The sequence below is a fragment of the Actinoplanes sp. NPDC048791 genome (assembly GCF_040650095.1).
Classification (GTDB): domain Bacteria; phylum Actinomycetota; class Actinomycetes; order Mycobacteriales; family Micromonosporaceae; genus Actinoplanes.
Window position 1 is genome coordinate 1 of the sequence record NZ_JBEZGQ010000020.1, and the last position, 23,514, is coordinate 23,514.

21 protein-coding genes are annotated in these 23,514 nt (G+C 70.5%); 16 read left to right on the top strand and 5 right to left on the bottom strand.

What is annotated here, in order from left to right:
* From AB0C29_RS03460 to gatB, 5 genes are all read left to right on the top strand, one after another.
* A partial coding sequence (locus AB0C29_RS03460) for an EAL domain-containing protein (RefSeq protein WP_360814546.1) occupies positions 1-585 on the top strand: 585 nt, incomplete at its 5' end.
* Positions 586-593: 8 nt separating this feature from the next.
* Positions 594-1,070 carry a GNAT family N-acetyltransferase gene (locus AB0C29_RS03465; RefSeq protein ID WP_360814548.1) on the top strand — a complete coding sequence of 159 codons (477 nt, stop codon included), beginning with the start codon at positions 594-596 and terminating at the stop codon, positions 1,068-1,070.
* Between the two features lie 194 nt (positions 1,071-1,264).
* Positions 1,265-1,564, top strand: coding sequence for an Asp-tRNA(Asn)/Glu-tRNA(Gln) amidotransferase subunit GatC (gene gatC, locus AB0C29_RS03470; RefSeq protein ID WP_360550146.1), 300 nt, complete (start codon positions 1,265-1,267; stop codon positions 1,562-1,564).
* A 5-nt stretch (positions 1,565-1,569) separates the two neighbouring features.
* Positions 1,570-3,051: an Asp-tRNA(Asn)/Glu-tRNA(Gln) amidotransferase subunit GatA gene (gene gatA, locus AB0C29_RS03475; protein ID WP_360814550.1), complete on the top strand. Its 1,482-nt coding sequence runs from the start codon at positions 1,570-1,572 to the stop codon at positions 3,049-3,051.
* A gap of 2 nt (positions 3,052-3,053) precedes the next feature.
* Positions 3,054-4,547: an Asp-tRNA(Asn)/Glu-tRNA(Gln) amidotransferase subunit GatB gene (gene gatB / locus AB0C29_RS03480; protein WP_360814580.1), complete on the top strand. Its 1,494-nt coding sequence runs from the start codon at positions 3,054-3,056 to the stop codon at positions 4,545-4,547.
* A gap of 120 nt (positions 4,548-4,667) precedes the next feature.
* Here the strand turns inward: gatB and AB0C29_RS03485 are convergent, their stop codons facing one another.
* Together AB0C29_RS03485 and AB0C29_RS03490 are read right to left on the bottom strand one after the other, a co-directional pair.
* A complete protein-coding gene (locus tag AB0C29_RS03485) occupies positions 4,668-6,290 on the bottom strand; it encodes a metallophosphoesterase (RefSeq protein WP_360814552.1) in 1,623 nt (540 codons plus the stop codon).
* Positions 6,291-6,341: 51 nt separating this feature from the next.
* The gene (locus AB0C29_RS03490) at positions 6,342-7,475 is read right to left on the bottom strand and encodes a PQQ-dependent sugar dehydrogenase (protein ID WP_360814582.1); all 1,134 of its coding nucleotides are present in this window, start codon (positions 7,473-7,475) and stop codon (positions 6,342-6,344) included.
* Between the two features lie 143 nt (positions 7,476-7,618).
* On the opposite strand from AB0C29_RS03490, the gene AB0C29_RS03495 reads away from it, so the two are divergent.
* Complete coding sequence (locus tag AB0C29_RS03495; RefSeq protein WP_360814554.1) at positions 7,619-8,545, top strand: 2-hydroxyacid dehydrogenase; 927 nt, start codon at positions 7,619-7,621, stop codon at positions 8,543-8,545.
* On the opposite strand, the gene AB0C29_RS03500 is transcribed toward AB0C29_RS03495, so the two are convergent.
* Entirely contained in the window at positions 8,489-8,911 is a 423-nt protein-coding gene (locus AB0C29_RS03500) for a PH domain-containing protein (protein ID WP_360814556.1), read from the bottom strand. The two genes, AB0C29_RS03495 and AB0C29_RS03500, sit on opposite strands and share 57 nt — an antisense overlap.
* A gap of 64 nt (positions 8,912-8,975) precedes the next feature.
* On the opposite strand from AB0C29_RS03500, the gene AB0C29_RS03505 reads away from it, so the two are divergent.
* The 3 genes from AB0C29_RS03505 to AB0C29_RS03515 all read left to right on the top strand — a co-directional run bounded on the left by AB0C29_RS03505 (position 8,976) and on the right by AB0C29_RS03515 (position 13,229).
* A complete protein-coding gene (locus AB0C29_RS03505; RefSeq protein ID WP_360814558.1) occupies positions 8,976-10,052 on the top strand; it encodes an exo-alpha-sialidase in 1,077 nt (358 codons plus the stop codon).
* Positions 10,052-10,327: a ubiquitin-like small modifier protein 1 gene (locus tag AB0C29_RS03510; RefSeq protein WP_360814560.1), complete on the top strand. Its 276-nt coding sequence runs from the start codon at positions 10,052-10,054 to the stop codon at positions 10,325-10,327. The genes AB0C29_RS03505 and AB0C29_RS03510 overlap by 1 nt, the downstream gene beginning before the upstream one ends.
* Before the next feature lie 280 nt (positions 10,328-10,607).
* Positions 10,608-13,229, top strand: a complete 2,622-nt coding sequence (locus tag AB0C29_RS03515; protein WP_360814562.1) for an EAL domain-containing protein — start codon at positions 10,608-10,610, stop codon at positions 13,227-13,229.
* A 2-nt stretch (positions 13,230-13,231) separates the two neighbouring features.
* On the opposite strand, the gene AB0C29_RS03520 is transcribed toward AB0C29_RS03515, so the two are convergent.
* Complete coding sequence (locus tag AB0C29_RS03520; protein WP_360814564.1) at positions 13,232-14,251, bottom strand: LacI family DNA-binding transcriptional regulator; 1,020 nt, start codon at positions 14,249-14,251, stop codon at positions 13,232-13,234.
* A 304-nt stretch (positions 14,252-14,555) separates the two neighbouring features.
* Here AB0C29_RS03520 and AB0C29_RS03525 point away from each other — a divergent pair, with 304 nt between their 5' ends.
* From AB0C29_RS03525 to AB0C29_RS03540, 4 genes are read left to right on the top strand one after another with little or no spacing between them, the layout of a single operon-like run.
* Entirely contained in the window at positions 14,556-15,842 is a 1,287-nt protein-coding gene (locus tag AB0C29_RS03525) for an extracellular solute-binding protein (RefSeq protein ID WP_360550126.1), read from the top strand.
* Between the two features lie 60 nt (positions 15,843-15,902).
* A complete protein-coding gene (locus AB0C29_RS03530; RefSeq protein WP_360814566.1) occupies positions 15,903-16,901 on the top strand; it encodes a sugar ABC transporter permease in 999 nt (332 codons plus the stop codon).
* Positions 16,898-17,785 carry a carbohydrate ABC transporter permease gene (locus tag AB0C29_RS03535; RefSeq protein ID WP_360814568.1) on the top strand — a complete coding sequence of 296 codons (888 nt, stop codon included), beginning with the start codon at positions 16,898-16,900 and terminating at the stop codon, positions 17,783-17,785. Before AB0C29_RS03530 ends, AB0C29_RS03535 begins: the two co-directional genes overlap by 4 nt.
* Positions 17,786-17,808: 23 nt before the next feature.
* Entirely contained in the window at positions 17,809-20,211 is a 2,403-nt protein-coding gene (locus AB0C29_RS03540) for a glycosyl hydrolase 2 galactose-binding domain-containing protein (protein WP_360814570.1), read from the top strand.
* On the opposite strand, the gene AB0C29_RS03545 is transcribed toward AB0C29_RS03540, so the two are convergent.
* A complete protein-coding gene (locus AB0C29_RS03545) occupies positions 20,195-21,610 on the bottom strand; it encodes a methionine--tRNA ligase (RefSeq protein WP_360814572.1) in 1,416 nt (471 codons plus the stop codon). The genes AB0C29_RS03540 and AB0C29_RS03545 overlap by 17 nt on opposite strands.
* Before the next feature lie 351 nt (positions 21,611-21,961).
* On the opposite strand from AB0C29_RS03545, the gene AB0C29_RS03550 reads away from it, so the two are divergent.
* The 3 genes from AB0C29_RS03550 to AB0C29_RS03560 form a co-directional block, all read left to right on the top strand.
* Positions 21,962-22,651 (top strand): lytic transglycosylase domain-containing protein, encoded by a 690-nt coding sequence (locus tag AB0C29_RS03550; RefSeq protein ID WP_360814574.1) that lies wholly within the window; start codon positions 21,962-21,964, stop codon positions 22,649-22,651.
* Positions 22,651-23,109 carry a hypothetical protein gene (locus AB0C29_RS03555; RefSeq protein WP_360814576.1) on the top strand — a complete coding sequence of 153 codons (459 nt, stop codon included), beginning with the start codon at positions 22,651-22,653 and terminating at the stop codon, positions 23,107-23,109. Before AB0C29_RS03550 ends, AB0C29_RS03555 begins: the two co-directional genes overlap by 1 nt.
* On the top strand, positions 23,106-23,514 hold a 409-nt coding region (locus AB0C29_RS03560), incomplete at its 3' end, for a hypothetical protein (RefSeq protein WP_360814578.1). The genes AB0C29_RS03555 and AB0C29_RS03560, both read left to right, overlap by 4 nt.

A 23,514-nucleotide genomic window follows, 5' to 3' on the forward strand; every position in this document is an offset into this window, starting at 1 on the left:
GCCCAGCTCGGCGCCTGGCGCGCGGCCGGCCGGCCGCTGCGCGCGTCCGTCAACGTCAGCGTCCGGGACCTGCACGCGGCGGACATCGCGGTGGAGATCGACACCCTGTTGCACCGGTACGACGTACCGCCCGACCTGCTGCAGCTCGAGATCACCGAGAGTGCGCTGATGGCCGACCCGCACCGGGTCCTCGACACGATCACCCGGCTGGACCGGATGGGGGTGGCGATCTCCCTGGACGACTTCGGCACCGGCTACTCGTCGTTGCAGCATCTGCGCCGGTTGCCGTTCGCCGAGGTCAAGATCGACCGCTCGTTCGTGCTGGGGATGGCCGCCGACCGGGGTGACGCCGCGATCGTGCGGTCGGTGATCGCGCTGGCCGACTCGCTGGGGCTGCGGGTCGTCGCGGAGGGCGTCGAGGACGAGCGGACCTGGCGGTTGCTCGCCGCGGCCGGCTGTCACGCGGCGCAGGGCTGGTTCCACGCGCGGCCGATGCCCGCACCGGATCTGGCGGTGTGGCTGTCGCGTTATCGTCCTCTGCGACCCGGCCGCGAACCCGGCGCCCTGGCGGTGCCGACGTCCTGAGGAGTGCCATGGCGATCGAGGTGCGTCCCGTCACGTCCGCCGACATCGCGTATGTGCAGCAGTCACTGACTGCCGCGTTCCACGGCACAGTGGTCGCCGTCCACGACGAGCTGATCGACGCCGCCGCGTTGCCCGCCGCGATCGCGTGGGACGGCGCCGAACCGGCCGGGCTGCTCACATACCGAATCGTCGGTGCGGACTGGGAGATCGTGTCGATCGCCGCCGACCGGCCGGGCAGCGGGGCGGGCACCGCACTGCTCGGCTGGATCCGGGAGACGGCCGCGACGGCCGGTGCCGCCCGGCTCTGGCTGGTCACCACGAACGACAATGTCCGGGCGCTGCGCTTCTACCAGCGGCATGGCTACGACCTGGTCGCTGTGCATCGGGACGCGGTGACCCGGGCCCGCGCCCTGAAACCGGCCATTCCGCGCGAGCTGGACGGAATTCCGTTGCGCCACGAGCTTGAATTGGAAGTTCGGTTCTGAGGTCTTGGCTCACGCAGCCGGCAATCGGCGGGAGCGACGGTCAGCACCATGCAACCAGGTACGACATCCAGAATTTGATCTCGGAAATCTTTCCCCGAGCCAAGTTATCCACAGACCGGGGGAGCCGCCGCCCGCGGCCCACGCCGAAAGAAATAGACTTCCCCGGTCAGCGACATCCACACCAAGGGGGCACGATGGCCGCCATCTCCCGCGAAGAGGTCGCGCATCTGGCGCGCCTGTCGCGGCTCGCCGTGACCGAGCAGGAGCTCGACCAATTCGCCGGTCAGCTCGACGTCATCCTGCAGTCGGTTGCCCGGATCGGTGATGTGGCCGCCGAGGACATCCCGCCGACCTCGCACTCCGTGCCGCTGACCAACATCTACCGCGACGACGTCGTGACACCGTGCCTCACGCAGGAGGAGGCGCTCTCCGGCGCGCCCGATTCCGCCGAGGGCCGGTTCCGCGTGCCGCGCATCCTGGACGAGGAGGACTGAGCGCCGTGACTGACGTCACCAGGATGACCGCTGCGCAGGTCGCAGGCCTGATCAGCGGCGGCGACGCCTCCGCCGTCGAGGTCGCGACCGCGCACCTCGACCGGATCGCCGCCGTCGACGGGCAGGTGCACGCGTTCCTGCACGTGGACCGCGACGGTGCGCTGGCCGCGGCCCGCGCCGTCGACGAGAAGCGGGCCCGGGGCGAGGAGCTCGGACCGCTGGCCGGCGTGCCGGTGGCGGTCAAGGACGTGATCGCCACGCGTGGCATCCCGACCACCGCCGCCTCCAAGATCCTCGAAGGCTGGAAGCCGCCGTACGACGCGACGGTCGTCGAGCGGCTGCGCGCCGCCGGCACGGTCATGCTCGGCAAGACCAACATGGACGAGTTCGCGATGGGCTCCTCCACCGAGTATTCGGCCTACGGCCCGACCAACAACCCGTGGGACCTCGGGCGCATCCCCGGCGGCTCCGGCGGCGGCAGCGCCGCGTCGCTGGCCGCGTACGAGGCGCCGCTGGCGATCGGCACGGACACCGGTGGCTCCATCCGGCAGCCCGGCGCGGTCACCGGCACGGTCGGTGCCAAGCCGACGTACGGCGGCACCTCCCGCTACGGTCTGATCGCCTTCTCGTCCTCCCTCGACACCCCCGGGCCCTGCGCCCGCAACGTCGAGGACGCGGCCCTGCTGCACTCGATCATCGCCGGCCACGACGTGCGCGACTCGACCTCTATCCCGCAGCCCGTGCCCGACGTCGTGGCCGCGGCCCGGCTCGGTGCCACCGGCGACCTCACCGGGGTCAAGCTCGGCCTGGTCAAGGAGTTCGCGGGCGAGGGCGCTGAGCCCGGCGTGCTGGCGGCCTTCCGTGAGTCGGTCGAAGCGCTGGTCAAGCTGGGTGCCGAGGTCGTCGAGGTGTCCTGCCCGCACTTCGAGTACGCCCTGCCGGCCTACTACCTCATCGCGCCCAGCGAGGCCTCGTCCAACCTGGCCCGCTTCGACGGCGTGCGCTACGGCCTGCGGGTCGGCGACGACGGCAACCGTTCGCTCGAGGAGGTCATGTCGCTGACCCGGGACGCCGGTTTCGGTCCCGAGGTCAAGCGCCGGATCATCCTCGGCACGTACGCGCTGTCCAGCGGTTACTACGACGCGTACTACGGCCAGGCGCAGAAGGTCCGCACGCTCATCACGCGCGACTTTACCACCGCCTTCGAGCAGGTCGACGTGCTGATCTCGCCGACCACGCCGTTCGTGGCGTTCCCGTTCGGCTCGCGCACCAGCGACCCCTACCAGATGTATCTGGCCGACCTCTACACCATCCCGACCAACCTCTACGGCGGCCCGGCGATCTCGGTGCCGTGCGGGCTCTCCGAGGGACTGCCGGTCGGTTTCCAGGTGATGGCGCCGACGATGGCCGACGACCGGATGTACCGGGTCGCCGCCGCTCTCGAGTCCGCGGTCGGCACCCTGACCCCACCGACGCTGGAGGCGTGAGCATGACCACCACCGCGTTGCCCTCCTACGAGGACGCGATCGCCCGCTACGAGCCGGTCATCGGCCTGGAGACGCACGTCGAGCTGGGCACGAACACCAAGATGTTCTGCGGCTGCCCGACCGAGTTCGGCGCGGAGCCCAACACCCAGGTCTGCCCGGTCTGCCTCGGCCTGCCCGGCGCGCTGCCGGTGGCCAACCGCGCCGCGATCGAGGCCACCATCCGGATCGGGCTCGCTCTCAACTGCGACATCGCGTCGTGGTGCCGGATGGCCCGGAAGAACTACTTCTACCCGGACATGCCGAAGAACTTCCAGACCAGCCAGTACGACGAGCCGCTCTGCGTGGACGGCTACGTCGACGTGCTGGTCGACGGCGAGACCGTGCGCATCGAGATCGAGCGGGTCCACCTCGAGGAGGACACCGGCAAGTCGCTGCACGTCGGCGGGGCCACCGGGCGCATCCACGGCGCGACCGAGTCGCTGGTGGACTACAACCGGGCCGGCATCCCGCTGGTCGAGATCGTCACCAAGCCCGTCCCCGGCATCGGCGCCCGGGCCCCCGAGGTCGCCAAGGCGTACGTGACGGAGCTGCGCGACATCATCCGCTCGCTCAACGTCTCCGACGTGCGCATGGAGCAGGGCTCGATGCGCTGCGACGTGAACACCTCGCTGAACCTGCCGGGCGAGGAGTGGGGCACCCGGACGGAGACCAAGAACGTCAACTCGCTGCGTTCGGTCGAGCGGGCGGTCCGTTCCGAGATCATCCGCCAGGCGAGCCTGCTCAGCCAGGGCACCCGGATCTTCCAGGAGACCCGGCACTTCCAGGAGACCACCGGCGACACCCGGCCGGGCCGCTCCAAGGAGACCGCGACCGACTACCGCTACTTCCCCGAGCCCGACCTCGTGCCGATCGCGCCCGACAAGGCGTGGGTGGCCGACCTCAAGGCGGCCCTGCCCGAGCTGCCCAGCGTCAAGCGCGCCCGGCTCGCCGAGGAGTGGGGCATCTCCACGCTCGACATGCAGTCGGTGGCCAACGCCGGCGCGATCGAGCTGATCGAGGAGACCATCGCCGCGGGCACCACCGCGGCCGGCGCCCGCAAGTGGTGGATGGGCGAGCTGGCCCGCCGCGCCAACGAGACGGGCGTCGAGCTCGCCGCGGTCGGCGTGACGCCGGCCCAGGTCGCGCAGCTGCAGGGCCTGGTCGACGAGGGCAAGCTCAACGACAAGCTGGCCCGCCAGGTCCTCGAGGGCGTCGTGGCCGGCGAGGGCGACCCGGCAGCGGTGATCGAGGCCCGCGGCCTGGGCGTCGTCTCCGACACGGGCGCGCTCACGGCGGCGGTCGACGAGGCCATCGCCGCCAACCCGGACATCGCGGCGAAGATCCGCGACGGCAAGGTCGCGGCGGCGGGCGCGCTGGTCGGCGCGGTCATGAAGACGACCCGCGGCCAGGCGGACGCCAAGACCGTCCGGGAGCTGATCCTCTCCCGGCTCTCTTAGTCCTCGCGATATTTCTTACGGCCGGCGCCCGGTCCTGTGACACACAGGGCCGGGTGCTGCAGTTCCCGACCTGGTGACGCCGCCATCCGGGCTGAGAGCGGTGGCTGAGCTCCGGGCCGGTCAGCGGCCGGGTGGCACGCTGCCGTTGGGGCGGATTTCCGGGGTCACGCCGCTGATCGCCGACGGGTCCGTGGTCGGTTCCGGCTCGTCCTTGCCGACGACCTTGCGCTGCATCGTCACGTTCTGCTCGCCCGTGCCGCCCAGCTGGATGTCGTCGTAGGCCTTCAGCGCGTGCGTCTCGTCGAAGTACAGCACCGACATCATCAGCGGCGTCGGCTCCTCCTTCTCCAGCCCGCGCAGGCCCGCGCCACCGCTCGAACCCTCCACCAGCAACCGCGTCTCCTGCGGCGGTGCCGTCACCCCGGCCGACGTGCTCGGCGCCGGTGCACTCGGGGCCACCGACGACGAGGGCGCCGGGGACGGTGCCGCCAGCACGCTCACCTCGCGCTTGTGGGTGTGGCCGGCCAGCACCACCGGCACCAGCCCGGACAGCGGCGGCGCCATCGCCGGGTCGTGCACCAGCGCCACGTCCACCTTCGTCTGCGCCGCGCGGATCGTTGTCGCCAGGCGTTCGCCGCTGGTCAGCAGGGGGGACGTGACCGGCTCGTCCGCGTCGGCCGGCGGGTTTTCGCTCTTGTCCGGAGTGAACTCCGGGTCGCCGATGCCCGCGAACGTCAGGCCGTCGATCGTCACCGTCGTGTCGTCGAGCACGACCGCGTTCTTCTGCCGGGCCACGGCCTCCTGGATCGCCAGCGAGTCGTGGTTGCCGCGCACGTACACGTACGGCACCCCGAGCTGGCCGATGTTGCTCACGTACGAGGTCTCGGCGTTGCTGCCCCAGTCCACGATGTCGCCGGTGTCGACCACAGCGTCGATGTCCCACTGCTTGACGACCGTACGGATCACGCCCCACGACGTCGGGTTCAGGTGCAGGTCGGACACGTGCAGGATGCGGGTGCTGTTACCGGACGGCTCGAACACCGGCAGCGCCGACACCGTCGTGTAGATCCGGCTCACGTTGCTGACCAGTTGCTGGAGCTGGTCGGCGTACCGGCCGTAGTTGTCCGCGATGCGCCGCGCGTCACCGACCACCGCCGGCGCGTTGACCAGCAGGCCCTCGTATCTCGGCTCGCTGATCGAGTCCGGCCGGATCGTGCCCGCGGCCAGCCCCAGGCTGCCGCCGGTCACCACCAGCGCCAGCACCCCGGCCGCCGCCACCCGCCGGACGTTGCGGAAGATCAGCGCCGACAGGATCAGCGCGCACACGATCGCCGCGCCCAGCGCCCGCAGGCCCAGCTGCAGCACGCCCTTGGTCACGTCGTCCACCGCCGACTGCCCGGCCGCGCTGATCGCCGTCGGGTCGTCGATCAGCGCCTCGGTGCGTCCCTGGTCCAGCGAGCCCAGGTTGACCTTCAGATGGATCGGGCCGTCGTGGCTGTCCAGGTGCAGCGAGCCCAGGGGTGGGATCTGCACCTCGGTGCCGCCCTCGACCGACGGGCTGATCGACATGTCGGCCCGGAACGGGCCCACCGCGATCTCCGCCTGGGCGAACAGCATCGTGCCGACGACGACGCCGGTCAGGCTGACGGCCACAACCGCCGCCCAGACGCTCAGGCGCCGGGCCCACGGCCGCTGCCAGGTACGTTTCACCGCGTCGCGGGCCCGCAAGATCTTCTCGTTCATGGTCGCCGGCTCACCTGCCCCCGTGCGCTGGTCGTCAAACAGTGACGACGGTCAGCTCCGGCCGGCTCCGCCGTCGGAGAACACCAGCCGGATGATCTGGTCGTCGTCCGGTCCCGGATCGGCGCCTTTCTCCCGGTTGGACGTGGTGACCCAGAACGAGCCGTCCGGGGCGGCGACCAACCCGCGCAGCCGGCCGTACTCACCGGCCAGCACCGACTTGGGCTGACCCAGCAGGGTGCCGTTCTCGGTCATGTCGACCATCCACACCCGCTGCCCCAGCAGGCAGGCCGTCGCGACCATGCGCTCCAGCACCGCCACACCCGCGCAGGACGAGTCGCCGATCGGCCAGCTCACCACCGGAGCGGTGAGCTTGGCGTCCGAGCCGGCGCCGTCCGCCTTCGGCCACCCGTAGTTCTTGCCCTTCTCGATCACGTTCAGCTCGCCGGACTTCTTCTGATCCGACTCACTGGCGTACATCTTCTTGGCCGAGTCCCAGGCTATGCCCTGCACGTTACGGTGACCGGACGACCAGACCGGCGAGTTCTTGACCGGATTCCCCGGCGCGGGTTTGCCGGCGGTGGTGATCCGCAGGATCTTGCCGCCGAGGCTCTTCGGGTTCGGCGCCTGGTTGCCGGTCGCCGAGCCGTCGCCGGTGGTGACGTAGAGCATGCCGTCCGGGCCGAACGCGAGCTGACCGCCGTTGTCGTTCGCCGAGTGCGGGATGCCGGTGAGGATCGGCTCCGGCTTGCCCTTGAGCTTGAGCTTGGCGACGCGGTTGTCCTTCGCGGTCGAGTAGTAGATGAAGACGGTCGCGTCGGTCTCGTATTTCGGGGAGACGGCGATGCCCAGCAGGCCACCGTCGCCGCCCGGCTCCGGCTCGGTGAGCCGCTGTACCTCGGTGACCTTGAGCCCCTCGGCGTCCGACTCCGGGCCGACCTGCAGGATGCGGGCGGTGTCACGCTCGGTCACCAGGGCGGCGCCGTCGGGTAGGAAGGCCAGGCCCCACGGCACCTCGAGGTCCTTGGCCAGGACCGTGGCCGCCGCCGTGGCCTCGCCGGCGCTGCTGCTGTCCGGGTCGGCGGAGGCGGACGGAGCCGGCAGGTTCGGCGGCTCCCCGGCCACGTCGGGCTCCGGCGGGCCGAAGCTGCACGCGGTGGTCAGAGCCAGCACGGCACCAAGTGTCACGGCGCCCGCTCGGAACCGGCGACTGCGCTCGATCACACGACCTCCTCGTTTCCCCGGTCCAGGGTAGCGGGGCCGGCTGGGACGTCCGGCACACCTGGATCTCCGGCCGGGCAGCGGGCGCCCGGCGCGGCTAGGTTGGCACCGTGAAGGTCTGGATCGCCCATGAGAAGGGCCGCGAGCTGCTCGGCGACGTACCGGCCGGGGTCGAGGTCGAGGTCTGCGCCGATGCGGCCACGCTGCCGTCGGACCCTACGGACGTCCGGTTCTGGGTGCCGCCGTTCAGCTCCACCGTGCGCGCCTCCGACCTGCTGCCGAAGCTGACGGGCCTGCGGGTCGTGCAGCTGCTCTCGGCCGGTGCGGACAACTGGGTCGGCCACGTGCCCGCCGGTGTGCAGCTGTGCGACGCGGCCGGGGTGCACGACGCGGCGGTCGCGGAATGGGTCCTGGGCGCCGCGATCGGCTCGCTGCGGCAGTTCCCCGCCTTCGCCCGCGCCCAGCAGCGGCGGGAGTGGGCCCCGGGGGCGTTCACGCCCACCGAGGAGCTGACCGGCAAGCGGGTGCTCATCGTGGGAGCCGGTTCGATCGGCCGGGCCGTCGAGCAGCGGCTGGCCCCGTTCGAGGTCACCGTGACCCGGGTGGCCCGCACCGCGCGTCCCGGCCAGGACGTGCACGCGGTCGGCGAGTTGCCCGGCCTGCTGCCGCAGGCCGAGGTCGTGATCCTGCTCGTGCCGCTGACCGAGCAGACCCGCGGGCTGGTCGACGGTTCCTTTTTGGCGGCGCTGCCCGACGGGGCACTGCTGGTCAACGCGGCCCGCGGGCCGGTCGTCGACACGGCGGCGCTGCTCACCGAGGTGGCCTCCGGACGGATCGGTGCCGCGCTCGACGTGACCGATCCGGAGCCCCTGCCCGTAGGGCACCCGCTGTGGGAGCTGCCCAACGTCTTCATCACCCCGCACGTCGGCGGGGCCGTGGTGGGTCTGCTGCCTCGGGCCTACCGCCTGGCGGGGGAGCAGCTACGTCGGTTCGCCGCCGGGGAGCCGCTCGTCAACCGGGTCGTCGACGGCTACTGAGTCGTCCCGCAGCTCCTGCCCACCGGCCGCGATGACCGCGGGCAGATTGGTGGTGGTGACCCCGGTCAGCCGGATCACCGTGCCGTCGGTGAGCAGGGCGGACACCCGGCCGCGGTCGTCCGGCCCGAGCTGGTCGACCCGGGACCACGGGATGTCGACGCTGCCGAAGAGCGCCCGCACCCGCAGGCCGGCGGGACCCACGTCGGTGCCGGCCCGCACCGCCCAGATCAGCACGGCCAGCGGGATCAGCAGCAACGGGGCCAGCTGCCAGGCCGCTCCGGCGAACGGGGCGGTGCCCACGAACGCGATCAGCGCGGCGACGACGAGGGCGCCGGACTTGCGGACGCGCAGGGCGGGTCGACTCACGTTCTCATCCTCGCACCCGCCGGATGCGGCGTTTTTGTCGGACCGGGCGGGGATACTGCTGGCCATGACCGAGCTGATAGCCATCGGCACCAAGAAAGGCCTCTTCCTGGCCACGAGTGAGGACGACCGGCGGAGCTGGCAGCTGAGTTCCGCGCACTTCCCCGGCATGTCCATCTATGCCGTCGCCATCGACAACCGTGGACCGCAGCCCCGCCTGCTGGCCGGCGTGGACAGCTCCCACTTCGGCCCCAGCGTCGCCATCAGCGACGACCTGGGTGCCACCTGGGAGGAGCCCGACGTCGCCCCGCTGGCCTTCCCGGCCGACGCCGGTGCGGCGGTCGAGCGGGTCTGGCAGATCACCCCGGCCGCCTCCGGCGTCGTCTACGCCGGGGTCCAGCCGTCGGCGCTGTTCCGCTCCGAGGACGGCGGCCGGACGTACGAGCTGGTCCGCGCCCTGTGGGACCATCCGCACCGGCCCGAGTGGGGCGCCGGATTCGGTGGGCAGGCGGTGCACACGGTGCTGCCGCACCCCGAGGATCCCGACCGCGTGCTGGTCGCCATGTCCACCGGCGGCGTCTATCGCACCACCGACGGCGGCGCGTCCTGGGCGCCGGCCAACACCGGCATCAAGGCCTACTTCCTGCCCGACCCGTGGCCCGAGTTCGGCCAGTGCGTGCACAAGGTGGCCCGCGACGGCGCCGACCCGGAGCGCTACTACGCGCAGAATCACCACGGCGTCTACCGCACGGTGGACGGGGGCGACACCTGGCAGTCCATCGCCGGGACGCTGCCGGCCGACTTCGGCTTCCCGATCGTCGCGCATCCCCGGCGCGGCGGCACGATCTGGAGCTTTCCCCTGGTCAGCGACGGGCAGCGGGAGCCGGTCGACCTGCGCTGCCGGGTGTTCCGCTCCACGGACGCGGGCGAAAACTGGGAGCCGCAGCAGGCGGGTCTGCCTGAGGAGCCGTTCTATCAGGTGGTGCTGCGCGACGCGATGTGCGCGGACGACGCGGAGCCGGCCGGTGTCTACTTCGGCACCCGCTCGGGCGAGGTGTTCGCCAGCCGCGACGAGGGGGAGAGCTGGACGTCGGTGGCGGCGCATCTGCCTGACGTGCTGTGTGTGCGGGCGGCGAGCCTCTGATGCCGACAGTGCTGGTCCCGGGAGTGCTGCGTGCGGAGGCCGGCGGCGCGGCGCATCTCGAGGTGGGAGACGGCGGGACGTTGGGCGCGGTCTTGGACGAGATCCGGGAGCGGTGGCCGCGGCTGGAACGGAGGATCCGCGACGAAAGCGGTGCGCTACGGCGGTATGTGAACGTCTATGTGGACGGGGAGGACTGCCGCCGCTCCGGCGGCCTGGATACCCCGGTGCCGGCCGGCGCGGAGATCCAGGTGCTTCCGTCGGTCGCCGGCGGCTGACGGCACGGGGTACGGCCGTTCGGGCGGGTGATCGGGGGGCGTGCGCTGAGGAGCTGGGGTATATCCGCCGGCCGGGTGGCTGACGGAAAGGCTCGCGGAATCTTTCGGCTGGATTGCCTTGCGGCTGTCCATACCCGACGATCTCGACGTGCGAAGCGATACCGCGCGCACGTAACCTGTCCGGGGGACACTCGTTACCCGGTGTGGGTGCAGTGACTTCCCCTGGTCGCCGCCGCCTGTTCCGCCCAGCCCTCACCGTCCGCAGAGGATCACCCCCCACGTGGCAGTGCAGCCCACCGCGCGTATAGGCACCTGGCGCCACCGGGTGGCGTTCCTGGCCGCCCCGGTGGCGGGCGCCCTTGTGCTGGTCGCGGGCCTGATCGGCCTGATCTCCGACCCGGCCGCGCTGGCCGTCGGCGTCGGTGGCGTCGCCATCTGGGCCACCGTGGTCCTCGTGCACACCGCCCTGGCGATCCACCACCGGGACGGCACGTTCGCGGCCTGCCGCGGCGCCGGCTACATCGGGATGGGCGCGCTGGCCACCGGTGCGACCACCGCCGTGCTCGTCGCTGATCCGCCCGGCCGGGGCAGCTACGCCGCCGCCGGGGTGGGTGCGACCGCGGTCCTCTACATTCTCGGCACCATGTTGCTGCCCGGCGCGGCCTCGACCGTCGCGGTCCGGCTGCGGCGCGCGTTCGACGGGCTGGGGCTCGGCGTCGCCCTGGGCTTCGCGGCGTACCTGGTAACGCCGATGAAGGACACCCCGGCTGCGGCGTTGATCTGTGTCCTGCTGGCCGCGGCCGGCATTTCGATCGTCACCGTTATCGTGCTGCGGGCCCGGTTGCATCGACCGGCCGCCCTGCGGTGCGGGGGTGGCGCCATCCTCGTGCTGCTTTCACTCTGTGCCGCGGCCAACCTGATCCTTTCGGACCGCGCCGGATGGGTTGTGACGATCTTCGGCCTGCCGATCGTGGCCGGCCTCGGTTTCACCGCCGAGGGCGGCTCCCGGCGCAACCTGCCCGATGCCACCGGGCCCCGTGAGCAGGACCAGTACCTCTCCGGTTATCCGCTGCTCGCGGTGCCCGCCGGCATCGGGGTCGTCGCCGCGCTGTACCACCTTGCTTTCCTCGGGCCGTTCGACAAGACCGCCGTGCTGCTCGGCATCTCGATGGTCGCCGTGCTGACCATGCGGGAGCTGCTGGTCGTCAGCGACATCCGCCGCTATACCGGGCAGCTGCGCACCAAGGAGGCGCACTTCCGTTCGCTGGTCGCCGGCGCCACCGATCTGACGTTGGTGCTCGACGACAAGCTGACCGTCCGCTGGCAGTCACCGGCTGCGGCCCGGCTCTTCGGTCTCTCCGATTCCGAGGTCATCGGGCGCACGTTCCTGCAGCTCATCCACCCGGAGGATGTTCCCGGCGCGCAGGCCGGCCTGGAGACGCTGCTCTCCGGCGAGCACGACGACGGTCCGCCCGCGCTGCTGAACGCCCGGATCCGTGACGGGCACGGGATGTGGCGCGACACCGAGTCCACGGTGGCCGACCAGCGTTCGGTGCCCGAGGTCGCCGCCCTGGTTGTGCACGTCCGTGACGTCGGCGAGCGCCGGCACCTGGAACGCACCCTGCACAAGTTGTCGTACACCGACCAGCTCACCGGCCTGGCCAACCGGCGGGCGCTGATGCGGGACGTGCTCGAGCACCGGCGCCGCGCCGGGCAGCACGGCACCCTGCTGGTGATCGACCTGCACGGGCTCGCGGAGATCAACGACAGCAAGGGCCGTGAGATCGGCGACGCCGTCCTGATCCAGGTGGGTCGGCGGATCCGCAGCCTGCTCACCGAGGACGACGTGGCGGCCCGTCTCGGCGGGGACGAGTTCGCGGTGCTGACCACAGACGGCGCGGTGCTCGCCTATGCGCTGGCCACCCGCATCGTGACGCTGCTGATGGAGCCGTACCAGCTGCCCGGCACGATCGTCGAGCTGCACACCAGTGTCGGCCTGGCCGAGCTGACCGGCGGCAGCGACTCCGAGGAGGTGCTGCGCCACGCCGACCTGGCCCGCAGCCGGGCCCGGCAGCTCGGCCACGACCGCGTCGAGTGGTACGACACCGACATCGAGATGCAGCTGCACCGCCGGATGGACCTGGAACGCGAGCTGCTCGGCGCGGTCGAGCGCGGCGAGCTCGACCTGGTCTTCCAGCCGGTCGTCTCGCTGCGCGACGAGCAGCCGGTCGGCGTCGAGGCGCTGCTGCGCTGGCGGCATCCGAAGCTGGGCACGATCATGCCGGCCGAGCTGCTGCCGATCGCCCGCGCGGTCGGCTGCGCCGCCGAACTGGACGAGTGGGTCCTCGACGCGGCCTGCCGCCATCTGGCCGGCTGGAGCGCCGGCGGCAGTGACTTCTGGCTGTCGGTGAACGTGTCGCCCCGCGAGCTGCTGACGGCCCGCTTCCCGGAACGGGTGGCGGAGATCCTCGACCGCCACGACCTGGAACCGGAACGCCTGGTCGTGGAGGTTCAGGAGACCTGGGTCGCGGAGGACCTGCCGGCGGTGGTGGCGTCGCTGACCAGCCTGCGCAAGCTGGGCGTCCGGGCGGCGCTGGACGACTTCGGCGCGGGCCAGGCGGCGCTGTCACACCTGCGCAGGCTGCCGGTCGACATGCTCAAGCTGGACCAGGTCCTGGTGAACACCCCGCCGGAGCCGGCGGTCGGTCCGGCGGTGATCGACGTGGTGGTGAGCCTGGGTCGCCGGCTGGGTCTGGAGACGGTCGCCAAGGGCCTGGAGACGCCGGAGCAGATCGAGCGCGCCCGGCATGCCGGCTGCCTCTACGGGCAGGGATTCGCGCTGGCCAGACCCGCGCCGGCGGAACGCATGGAAGCGTATCTGGACACGCACCGAACGTCGTGAACTCAGTTCTCCCGGGGCGGGGCGGTGCTGCCCCGGGGAGTCAGGTGGGCCGTTCCCTCTTCCACGTCGCCCACCGGTTCGCCGGCTATCGCGGCCAGGAGCTGGCGGGCCGCGTGCGCCCCGTACGCCGCGATGTCCCGGCTCAGGGCGGTCAGCGGCGGGTGGACCAGGGAGCACAGCGGGGAGTCGTCCCAGGCCACGATCGACAGGTCGCCCGGCACCGACAGGCCCATCTCCTGCGCCACCGACAGGCCCGCCACGGCCATCACGTCGTTGTCGTAGATGATCGCCGTCGGGCGTTCCGCGTTGATCAGCAGGCGGCGGGTCGCCCGGCCGCCCTCCTCGCCGGTGTAGTCCGACGGGACCGTGATCGCCTCGCTCAGCCCCAGTGAGGCGCAGACCTGGGTGAACGCGCGCGTACGGGTCTGCGTGTGCAGCAGGTCCGGCAGGCCGCCGACCCGGGCGATGCGGCGGTGGCCGAGCGCCATCAGGTAGCCGACCGCCTCGGTGATCGCACCGGCGTCGTCGGACCAGAGCTGGGCCAGCTTCCCCGTGTCGCCGGGGCCGCCGATCACCACCGCCGGTAGCTGGAGTTCGTTCAGCACCGGGATGCGGATGTCGTTCTCCCGCAGGTCGGTCACGAACACGCCGTCGACCCGGCGTTCGCCCCACCACCGGCGGTAGACCTCGGTCTCGGTCTGCGGGGTGGCCACCACCTGCAGCGTCAGCGCGTACGACCGGGCGGCCAGCTCCTGCTCGAAACCGCTGATCAGGCCCATGAAGAACGGCTCGATGCTCAGTATGCGGGCGGGCCGGCACAGGGTGAGGCCGACCGCGCGGGCGCTGGCCCCGGAGAGGGCGCGGGCCGCGCTGTTGGGGTTGAAGCCGATCTCCTGGGCGATGGCCACGATCCGCTGCCGGGTCGCGTCGGAGACGCCCGGTTGCCCGTTCAGCGCGTACGACACCGCCCCTTTGGACACGCCGGCCCGGCGCGCGATGTCGGCGATCGTCGGCCGCTTCACTCGGGTCGCCTCTCTCTTCCAGGAACATCGCCAGTGGAGCGCTCTCACGCTACCTCGCTCCACCATGCCCCTGGCGGGGGCTGGGAACTTGATCGGTTAAGTGTTGCAGACCACAACCGATCGCGTAACCCCACGGAAGCATAGTGGTGGTTTTAACCCGCTTTACGCGTGCTTACAGCGGTTGGTAACGGACGCAGACATCAATATGAAACACGCTCTTGACACCACGTGAGCCGCGTCATACGGTCGCGTCACTTATCCGGTTCAGTAAATTCTCACAGCACTTTCCCTGGGTGGAGGAGTAATGGAACGGTTCGCCAAGCGGGGCGTGGCGCTGATCGCCGCCGGCCTTGCCGGAAGCCTGGTTCTTGCGGGCTGCAGTGGCCAGGACCTGGAGGGCGGCAGCGACAAGGCCGCCGAAGGGCAGGTCACCCTGAAGGTCAACTTCTGGGGTGACATGGGTCTTGACAAGCTCAAGGCCGCGTACGAGAAGGACCACCCGAACGTCAAGATCGTGCTGAACTCGGGCGAGTACAACGCCCAGCACGAGGACCTGCAGAAGAAGCTGGTCGCCGGCAGCGGCGCGCCGGACATCTCCGCGGTCGACGAGGGCTTCATCGTCCAGTTCCGCGGACAGAGCGACAAGTTCGTCAACCTGCTCGACAAGGGTGCGGCGAGCTACGAGTCGAAGTACCTGCCGTGGAAGTGGCAGCAGTCGATGTCCACCGACAAGAAGACCCAGATCGGTCTCGGCACCGACGTCGGCGGCCTGGCCATGTGCTACCGCTCCGACCTGTTCAAGAAGGCCGGCCTGCCGACCGACCGCGAGTCGGTCTCGAAGCTCTGGGCGACCTGGGACGACTTCATCGCCACCGGCCAGAAGTACACCAAGGCCACCGGCAAGAAGTTCGTGGACTCCGGCACCAACATGTTCAACCCGGTGCTCGCGCAGCAGCCGCAGGGCTTCTACGACGAGTCCGAGCAGCTGCAGATGGAGGGCGGCCCCAAGGTCGCGTTCGACGTCGCCATGAAGACGATCGACGCCGGGCTCTCGGCCAACCTCGCCAGCTTCCAGCCCAACTGGGACCAGGGTTTCAAGAAGGACCAGTTCGCCGTGCTGGCCTGCCCGGCGTGGATGCTCGGCCACATCCAGGACACCGCGCCCGACCAGAAGGGCAAGTGGGACATCGCCACGATCCCCGGCGGCGGCGGTAACTGGGGCGGTTCCTGGTGGACCATCCCGAAGCAGGGCAAGAACGCCGACGAGGCCTACAAGTTCGTCGAGTGGATGGTCCAGCCGGCGCAGCAGATCGAGGTCTTCAAGACCGTCGGCAACCTGCCGTCGCAGCCCGCGCTCTACAAGGACCCCGCGGTGCTGGACTACAAGAAGGAGTTCATGAGCAACGCGCCCACCGGGCAGATCTTCGCGTCCACCGCGGAGGGCCTGAAGCCGCAGTACCTGGGCAAGAAGAACGGCCCGACCCGGGTCGCGGTGGAGAACGTGATCACCCGCGTCCAGCAGGGCTCGCTCAAGTCGAACGCGGCCTGGCCCGAGGCGGTCAAGGCGGCCCAGAAGGCAGCCACTTCTTAAAGCGAAACGACGGCGGGGCGGCCCGGGTGGCCGCCCCGCTGCTCCCTGGAAGGAGTGGCCGTGTCCCTCACCCGTAGCGCGCCGCCGACCGCGAATCCCGAACCGGCGCACCGCCGCGCCGCCGAGTCCGCGCCCAAGCAACGCAACTGGCTCCACCGCTTCGACAACAAGCGCGTCCCGTACCTGTTGATCTCGCCGTTCTTCCTGCTCTTCGCGATCTTCGGGCTGTTCCCGATCGTCTTCAACGGCATCGTCGCGCTGCGCAACTGGCGCCTCGACGACCCGACCCTGACCGGCTGGGCCGGCCTGGCCAACTTCGAGAAGCTCATCCACGACGAGGCCTTCTGGAACGCGCTGGGCAACACGTTCGGCATCTTCATCCTGGCCACCGTGCCGCAGCTGCTGATCGCGCTGATGGTGGCCAACCTGCTCAACCGCAAGCTGCGCGGCAACACCTGGTGGCGGGTCGGCGTGCTGCTGCCGTACGTGACCCCGGTGGCCGCGTCGACGCTGGTCTTCGCCGTGTTCTTCTCCCGTGACAACGGCATGGCCAACTGGCTGCTGTCGCTCGTCGGCTTCGGCCAGGACACGCCGCTGGACTGGCGGGCGTACAAGTGGAGCTCCTGGATCGCCATCGCCACGATGGTCAACTGGAAGTGGATCGGTTACAACGCCCTGCTGTACCTGTCGGCGATGCAGTCCATCCCGAAGGACGTCTACGAGGCGGCGGCCGTCGACGGCGCCGGGCCGTGGCGGCAGTTGTGGCGCATCACCGTGCCGATGATCCAGCCGGTGCTGATCTTCACGGTGGTCCTGTCGACCATCGGCGGCCTGCAGCTCTTCAACGAGCCGATGCTCTTCGAGGAGAACCCCGCGGCCGCGTCCGGCGGCTCGAACGGGCAGTGGCAGACCATCGCCCAGCTGATCTACAAGGTCGGCTGGAAGGACCTCAACCTCGGATACGCGGCCGCCATGTCGTGGGCGCTGTTCGTGATCATCCTCATCGTCGCCGCCCTGAACGCCCTGGCGACGAACCGCCTCGGAGGAGGACGCCGATGACCGCCACCGCACCGCGGTTGAAGCCACGCCGCCGGGCCGAGATCGGCCGCGCACCGCAGGACACCGGCGGGAACTGGCGCACCTACATCGCCCTGGTGGCGGTGCTGGCGCTGTCGGCGTTCCCGCTGTACTGGATGTTCGTCATCGCCACCAGCACCGACGAGGCGGTCGCGCAGATCCCGCCGTCGGTGGTCCCCGGCGGGGAGTTCGTCAACAACCTGCGCGAGGTCTTCACCCTGCAGCAGGTGTACTTCGCCGCCTCGCTGATCAACAGCTTCATCGTCGCCTTCGTGGTGACGGCCTCCACGCTGTTCTTCTGCTCGCTGGCCGGCTTCGCGTTCGCCAAGCTGCGGTTCCCGGGCCGGGACAGGCTCATGATCGTGGTGATCCTGACCCTGACCGTGCCCAACCAGCTCGGCATCGTGGCGCTGTACATCCTGATGGGCAAGCTGGGCTGGAACGGGACCCTGCTGTCGGTCATCGCGCCGTTCCTGGTCAGCGCGTTCGGCGTGTTCTACATGCGGCAGTTCATCATGCACGCGGTGCCGGACGAGCTGATCGAGTCGGCGCGCATGGACGGCGCGCTGACCATGCGGGTGTACTGGAGCATCGTGCTGCCGGCCATCCGGCCCGCGCTGGCCGTGCTCGGCCTGCTGACCTTCGTGGCCACCTGGAACGAGTTCCAGTGGCCGCTGATCCAGCTCAACGGCACCGAGTTCCCCACCTCGATGGTGGCCCTGTCCGACCTGGCCAGCGGTAACTACGTCATCTACCGCCGGGTGCTCGCGGGCGCGTTCGCGGCCACGGTTCCGCTGCTCGTGCTGCTGGTACTGGGTGGGCGGCAGATCGTGCGAGGGATCATGGAAGGCGCCGTCAAGTCCTGACCACAGGACGTATAAGGAGAAGCGTGACCTCGTACCGACCTCTGCACGAGGGTTGGGCGCTCAGCGGCGGCGACGTGGACAGCGTCGCCGCCACCGTGCCCGGCTGTGTGCACACCGACCTGCTCGCCGCGGGCCTGATCGACGACCCGTACCTGGACGAGAACGAGAAGAAGCTCGCCTGGATCGGGCGCACCGACTGGGTCTACGACACCGTGTTCCAGCACGAGCCCGGCCCCGGCCGCACGGACCTGGTCTGTGCCGGGCTCGACACCGTCGCCACCGTCGTGCTCAACGGCGTCGAGCTGGGCCGCACCGCCAACCAGCACCGCGGCTACCGCTTCGACGTCCGGGACGCGCTGCGTGACGGTGAGAACCAACTGCGGATCCACTTCACCTCGGCGTACAGCTATGCCGAGGCGCAGCGGGACCGGCTCGGCGACCGGCCCAACGCCTATCCCGAGCCGTTCAACTTCATCCGCAAGACGGCCTGCAACTTCGGCTGGGACTGGGGTCCGACGCTGGTCACCGCCGGCATCTGGCAGGAGATCGGCCTGCAGAGCTGGTCGCTGGCCCGGCTGGCCGAGGTCCGCCCGCAGGTCACCATGGCCGGCGGGGTGGGCACGGTCGAGGTGCGGGTGCGCCTCGAACGGGAGACCCCGGGACCGGTCACGCTCACCGCGACCGTCGCCGGCGAGCGCGTGGAGACCACGACCGAGGGCGACGAGGCCGTCCTCTCGCTCACCGTGCGCGATCCCGAGCTCTGGTGGCCCATCGGGTACGGGGACCAGCCGCGTTACGACCTCGAGGTGACCGCGTCGGGGCCGGACGGCGACCTGGACAACTGCTCCCGCAAGGTCGGCTTCCGTGACGTGCGTATCGACACCGCACCGGACGCCGACGGCAGCGCGTTCACCCTGATCGTCAACGACGTCCCCGTTTTCGTACGCGGCGTCAACTGGATCCCCGACGACGTCTTCGCCAACCGGGTCACCCGCGAGCGCCTCGCCGCCCGCTTCACCCAGGCGATCGACGCGAACGTCAACTACCTGCGGATCTGGGGCGGCGGCCGGTACGAGTCCGAGGACTTCTACGACCTCGCCGACGAGCTCGGGCTGATGGTGGGGCAGGACTTCCTGTTCGCCTGCGCGGCGTACCCGGAGGAGGAGCCCTTCGCCTCGGAGCTGGCGGCGGAGGCCCGCGAGCAGGTGGTGCGGCTGGCGTCGCATCCCAGCCTGATGATGTGGACCGGTAACAACGAGAACATCTGGGGCCACGAGGACTGGGACTGGAAGCCGGCGCTGGGCGACAAGACGTGGGGCGCGGGCTACTACTTCGACGTGCTCCCGGGCATCGTCGCCGCCGAGGACCCGAGCCGGCCGTACTGGCCGGGCAGCCCGTACTCGGGCCGCGACGACAAACACCCCAACGATCCCGCGTACGGCACCATGCACATCTGGGACGTGTGGAACACCGACGACTACACCAAGTACCGCGAATACCGGCCGCGGTTCGTCGCCGAGTTCGGTTACCAGGCACCCCCGGCGTACGCGACCCTGCGCCGGGCCATCGCCGACGAGCCGCTGACCCACGACTCGCCGGGCATGCAGGCGCACCAGAAGGCGGCGGACGGCGACGCCAAACTGCAGCGCGGTCTCGACGCCCACCTGCCGGCGCCCCGCGACTTCGACGACTGGCACTACCTGACCCAGCTGAACCAGGCCCGGGCACTGTCGCTGGGGATCGAGCACTTCCGGTCGTTGCGCCCGCACTGCATGGGCACGATCATGTGGCAGCTCAACGACTGCTGGCCGGTCACCTCCTGGGCGGCCGTGGACGGCGACGGCCGCAAGAAGCCCCTCTGGTACGCCCTGCGCCGCTCCTTCGCCCCGCGACTGCTGACCGTGCAGCCCCGCGACGGCGGTCCGGCCCTGGTGGCGGTCAACGACTCGGTCGAGCCGTGGACGGTGTCGGCGGTCGTCTCCCGCCGTACCCTCGATGGGCTCGTGCTGGCCGAGGTGACGCTCGACGTGACCGTCGCACCCGGCGCGGCCACGACGCTGCCGTTGCCCGCGGAGGTCGGCGCAGCCGCCGACACCAGGGGTGAGGTGCTGGTCGCCGTGGCCGAGGAGCACCGGGCCTGGTGGTTCTTCGCCGAGGACAAGGACATCGCCTGGCCGCCGGCGAAGTTCGACGCCGTTTTCGAGGCGGTGGGCCCGGATGCGCGAGTCAAGATCACCGCGCATCACATCCTGCGGGACCTGACCCTGTCGCCGGATCGCCTCGACCCGGCGGCCGAGGTCGACGAGGCGGGCGTGACGTTGCTGCCGGGCGAGTCGGCGACGTTCATCATCCGCGGCGGGGCTGGGCTGGAACCGACGGCCCTGTCCACCCGCCCGGTGCTGCGCTGCGTCAACGACCTGGTCTGATCGCCGGCGCCGCCGCGCCCAGCCTCGGAAACACCGGGCGCGGCGGCCCGTCGCAGCGCAGTTGTCCGGCCAGCCGATCGGCGCCGGAGGGCAGGAACGGCCGTAGCTCGCGGGCCAGCAGGTGGCAGCGGCCGAGCACCTCGGCCAGCACCGGCCCGGGATCGGCCAGCTTCCAGGGCTGCGTGGCCTCGATGAGCCGGTTGCCGCGGTCGACCTCGGCCCACAGCGCACCGGTGGCCGCCCGGAAGTCACCGGCGCGCAGTGCGGCATCAACGCGCCCGGGCAGTCCTGATTCCACGGCGGCCGGCCGGATCCGCCCGTGCCGGCGAGCCAGGGTCAGCGTCCGGTTGACCAGATTGCCGAGGCCGTTGGCGAGATCCCGATCAGCCCGCGCGACCAACCGCTCGACGGTGAAGTCCGTGTCCCCGACCGGCGCGACCTCCCTGAGCAGCCACCAGCGCACCGCGTCCACACCGAAGCGACCGACCAGCGCGACCGGATCCACGGCGTTGCCGGCGCTCTTGGCCAGCTTCGCGCCGTCCACGGTCAGGTAGTCGTGCACCAGGATCGTGGTCGGTAAAGGCAATCCGGCGGAGAGCAGCAACGCCAGCCAGTACACGGCATGGAAGCGCACGATGCCCTTGCCGATGACGTGGACGCGTTCATCCGAGCCGAGCCACCACGTGCGCAGCTCATCCCCATCACCGAGAGCCGTGACGTAGTTCGCCAGCGCGTCCCACCAGACGTAGACGGTCTGGCCGGGATCGTCCGGCACCGGAATGCCCCAGCCATCGGCGCGTGCGGCGGGACGCGAGACGCTGATGTCGCGCAGCCCGGCCCGGACGAACGCCAACGCCTCGTTACGCCGGGCCGCGGGCTCGACGCGCACCTGCCCGGACTCCAGCAACTCCAGGATCTGCCCCTGATAGCGGGACAACCGGAAGAACCAGTTCGTCTCCTCGACCCGTTCCGGGACGGCCGGATGCTCCGCACAGCCGGTGTCGTCCAAGAACTGCTCGCAGCCGCCACAGTAGAGACCGGTGTAGCTGTGCCGGTAGAAGTCGGCCGCGGACCGTCGCCACAGCGCGGCCACGCCGGGCGCATGCCGTGGGTCGGACCCGGTCCGGATGAAGTCGTCGAACGACAACTCCAGCGGCTCCCGCAGGGCGGCGAACCGGTCGGCGTTGGCGCGGACGAACCCGCCGACCTCAACCCCGGCAGCCCGGGCGGCGGCGACATTCTTGAGCGCGTTGTCGTCGGTCCCGGTGAGGAACCGGACGCGCTCACCGCGCTGCCGGCGATGCCGGGCCAGCACATCGGCCTGCACCAGCTCAAGCGCGTGCCCGAGATGCGGCGGCGCATTCACGTACGGGATCGCGGTGGTGATGTAGAACGTCATGTTCCCTCTTCCGCCCCGCCCCGAGCATGCAGTCCCCGCCGGAGGCGAGGACTTGTCCGGTGCTGACTACCGCACGCCGAACGGCCCCGCGAGGGGGCACATCATCGACGGACGAGGCAGCTGCATGAATTCATGCTGGCAGCGCGGCGCGCCCGCGGCCAACGGATTACCGGCGATCAGCGCGGCGTCGTGGGACTCAGGGCCACCGATCCCTCACAGTGCGCATCGTGACGGAGGTGGTGATCGGGCGACAACCCATGTGATTCCGGTCATCGCCCGTGATCGCTATTCCCTTCCGTCGTTGGTTGGGCCAAGGTGGTCGTCGCATCATCGAAGCGACGGAGGATTCAGGTGGATCGGCTCTGGAGCCGGATCGGCATCCGGGTGGGCTCGGTGGGTCTGCTCGTGGGCGGCCTCGTCGGCGGTGTGTACCTCGGTGAGCATCAGACCGACCAGCTCGCCGGCGCTCAGGCCGGGCTCGTCGTGCAGGCCGACGCCGCGGATCTGCGGCTGCTCAAGGAGCGGCACGGTGAGCACGCGGCGGCCCGGGCGCAGCGGCGGCAGGCCGAGGAGGAGGCCGCGGCCAAGGCCGGCACGGCGGCCAAGGCTGCTGCCGGCAAGGCGCGCATGCTGGACCGCCGGGCCATCGAGAAGAAGGCCGACGAGAAGCGCCGGGCCGAGGCCAAGAAGAACGGAACCGTGGGCTTCGACGGGCCGATCCCCTCGTCGTGCAACGAGTTCAAGGGCAACCGGGCCATCGGATGCGCGTTGATGATCGACGCCGGCTTCCCGGTCAGCCAGTTCGGCTGCCTCAACAAGCTGTGGAACAAGGAGAGCGGCTGGAACCACCGGGCGAAGAATCCCAGCTCCGGTGCGTACGGCATCCCGCAGGCCTACCCGGGCAACAAGATGAGCTCGGCCGGCGCGGACTGGCAGAACAATCCGGCGACGCAGATCAAGTGGGGTCTCGGCTACATCAAGGGCCGATACAAGACGCCGTGCGGGGCCTGGTCCCGCTCCGAGAGCACCGGGTCCTACTGATGGGCTACACCGGCCGGATCGTGGTCGCGCGATCGGAAAAGCCGCTCGCTGACGCCGACGTGCTCAACGAGTCGTCCTACGCGGGCGGGTGGCGCGCCGCGCAGCTGGACGGCGACCTGCGCAACGCCCTGCAAATGCTCGTGGCGCAGACCGGAGCACCGGCGATCACGGCCTTCATCCTCGACAGCGACGTGGCCGATGTCGAAGCGGCGACGCCGGCCGGCGGCTACTGGCACGTTTACCTGCATCCGAAGAAGGCCGCCGAATACGGCGCTCCCGAGCTCGGGCAGACACCGGCCGAGGTGACGGAGCAGGCGCTGGCCTGGGCCGCCGAGGCCGGTCTCACGGCGGACGGCGAGGCGGTGCGGACGGCTCTGGACGCCGCGAACGTCTTCGCCGAGGAAACCTTCTACGAACTGCTCGCGGCTCTCGGTGTCAAACCGGCTCAGTCGGAATGATCGACCGGTACACGGCGGCGGTGTTCGCGGCGCCGGACCGGCTGTTCCAAGTCATGCGCACGTCGCGGACGCGCACGCAGCTCTGGCTGCAGGCCGATGCGTCGCCGTCCGCGGGCATCCCGCTGCGCATCGAAGTGCACTTCGACTCGGTGCAGTACGTCTGCCTGCCGTTCGTCATCCGCGGGCTCACGCTGCGAGCAGCGACGGCCGCCGAGCGGGAACGCCTCGGCGCGGCGCACGGGCTGGAGCTCGCCGGCGACGCAGGCGTGTATCTGTTGTCCGAGCAACAAGACTGGTTCGTGGTCTCAGGCGCACCGAAGTGGGCCGAGGCCCGGCTGGCCTACAACGACGGGCCGGTCTTCTGGGACTACGCCGGTGACGAGGATGTCGTCGCCTCGATCGGCA

What these genes read in the sequence shown, in the direction of transcription:
- AB0C29_RS03465 (WP_360814548.1), top strand. Translation starts at nt 594, where the DNA reads ATGGCGATCGAGGTGCGTCCCGTCACGTCCGCCGACATCGCGTATGTG.
- gatC (WP_360550146.1), top strand. Translation starts at nt 1,265, where the DNA reads ATGGCCGCCATCTCCCGCGAAGAGGTCGCGCATCTGGCGCGCCTGTCG.
- gatB (WP_360814580.1), top strand. Translation starts at nt 3,054, where the DNA reads ATGACCACCACCGCGTTGCCCTCCTACGAGGACGCGATCGCCCGCTAC.
- AB0C29_RS03485 (WP_360814552.1), bottom strand. Translation starts at nt 6,290, where the DNA reads ATGAACGAGAAGATCTTGCGGGCCCGCGACGCGGTGAAACGTACCTGG.
- AB0C29_RS03505 (WP_360814558.1), top strand. Translation starts at nt 8,976, where the DNA reads ATGACCGAGCTGATAGCCATCGGCACCAAGAAAGGCCTCTTCCTGGCC.
- AB0C29_RS03510 (WP_360814560.1), top strand. Translation starts at nt 10,052, where the DNA reads ATGCCGACAGTGCTGGTCCCGGGAGTGCTGCGTGCGGAGGCCGGCGGC.
- AB0C29_RS03525 (WP_360550126.1), top strand. Translation starts at nt 14,556, where the DNA reads ATGGAACGGTTCGCCAAGCGGGGCGTGGCGCTGATCGCCGCCGGCCTT.
- AB0C29_RS03535 (WP_360814568.1), top strand. Translation starts at nt 16,898, where the DNA reads ATGACCGCCACCGCACCGCGGTTGAAGCCACGCCGCCGGGCCGAGATC.
- AB0C29_RS03545 (WP_360814572.1), bottom strand. Translation starts at nt 21,610, where the DNA reads ATGACGTTCTACATCACCACCGCGATCCCGTACGTGAATGCGCCGCCG.
- AB0C29_RS03555 (WP_360814576.1), top strand. Translation starts at nt 22,651, where the DNA reads ATGGGCTACACCGGCCGGATCGTGGTCGCGCGATCGGAAAAGCCGCTC.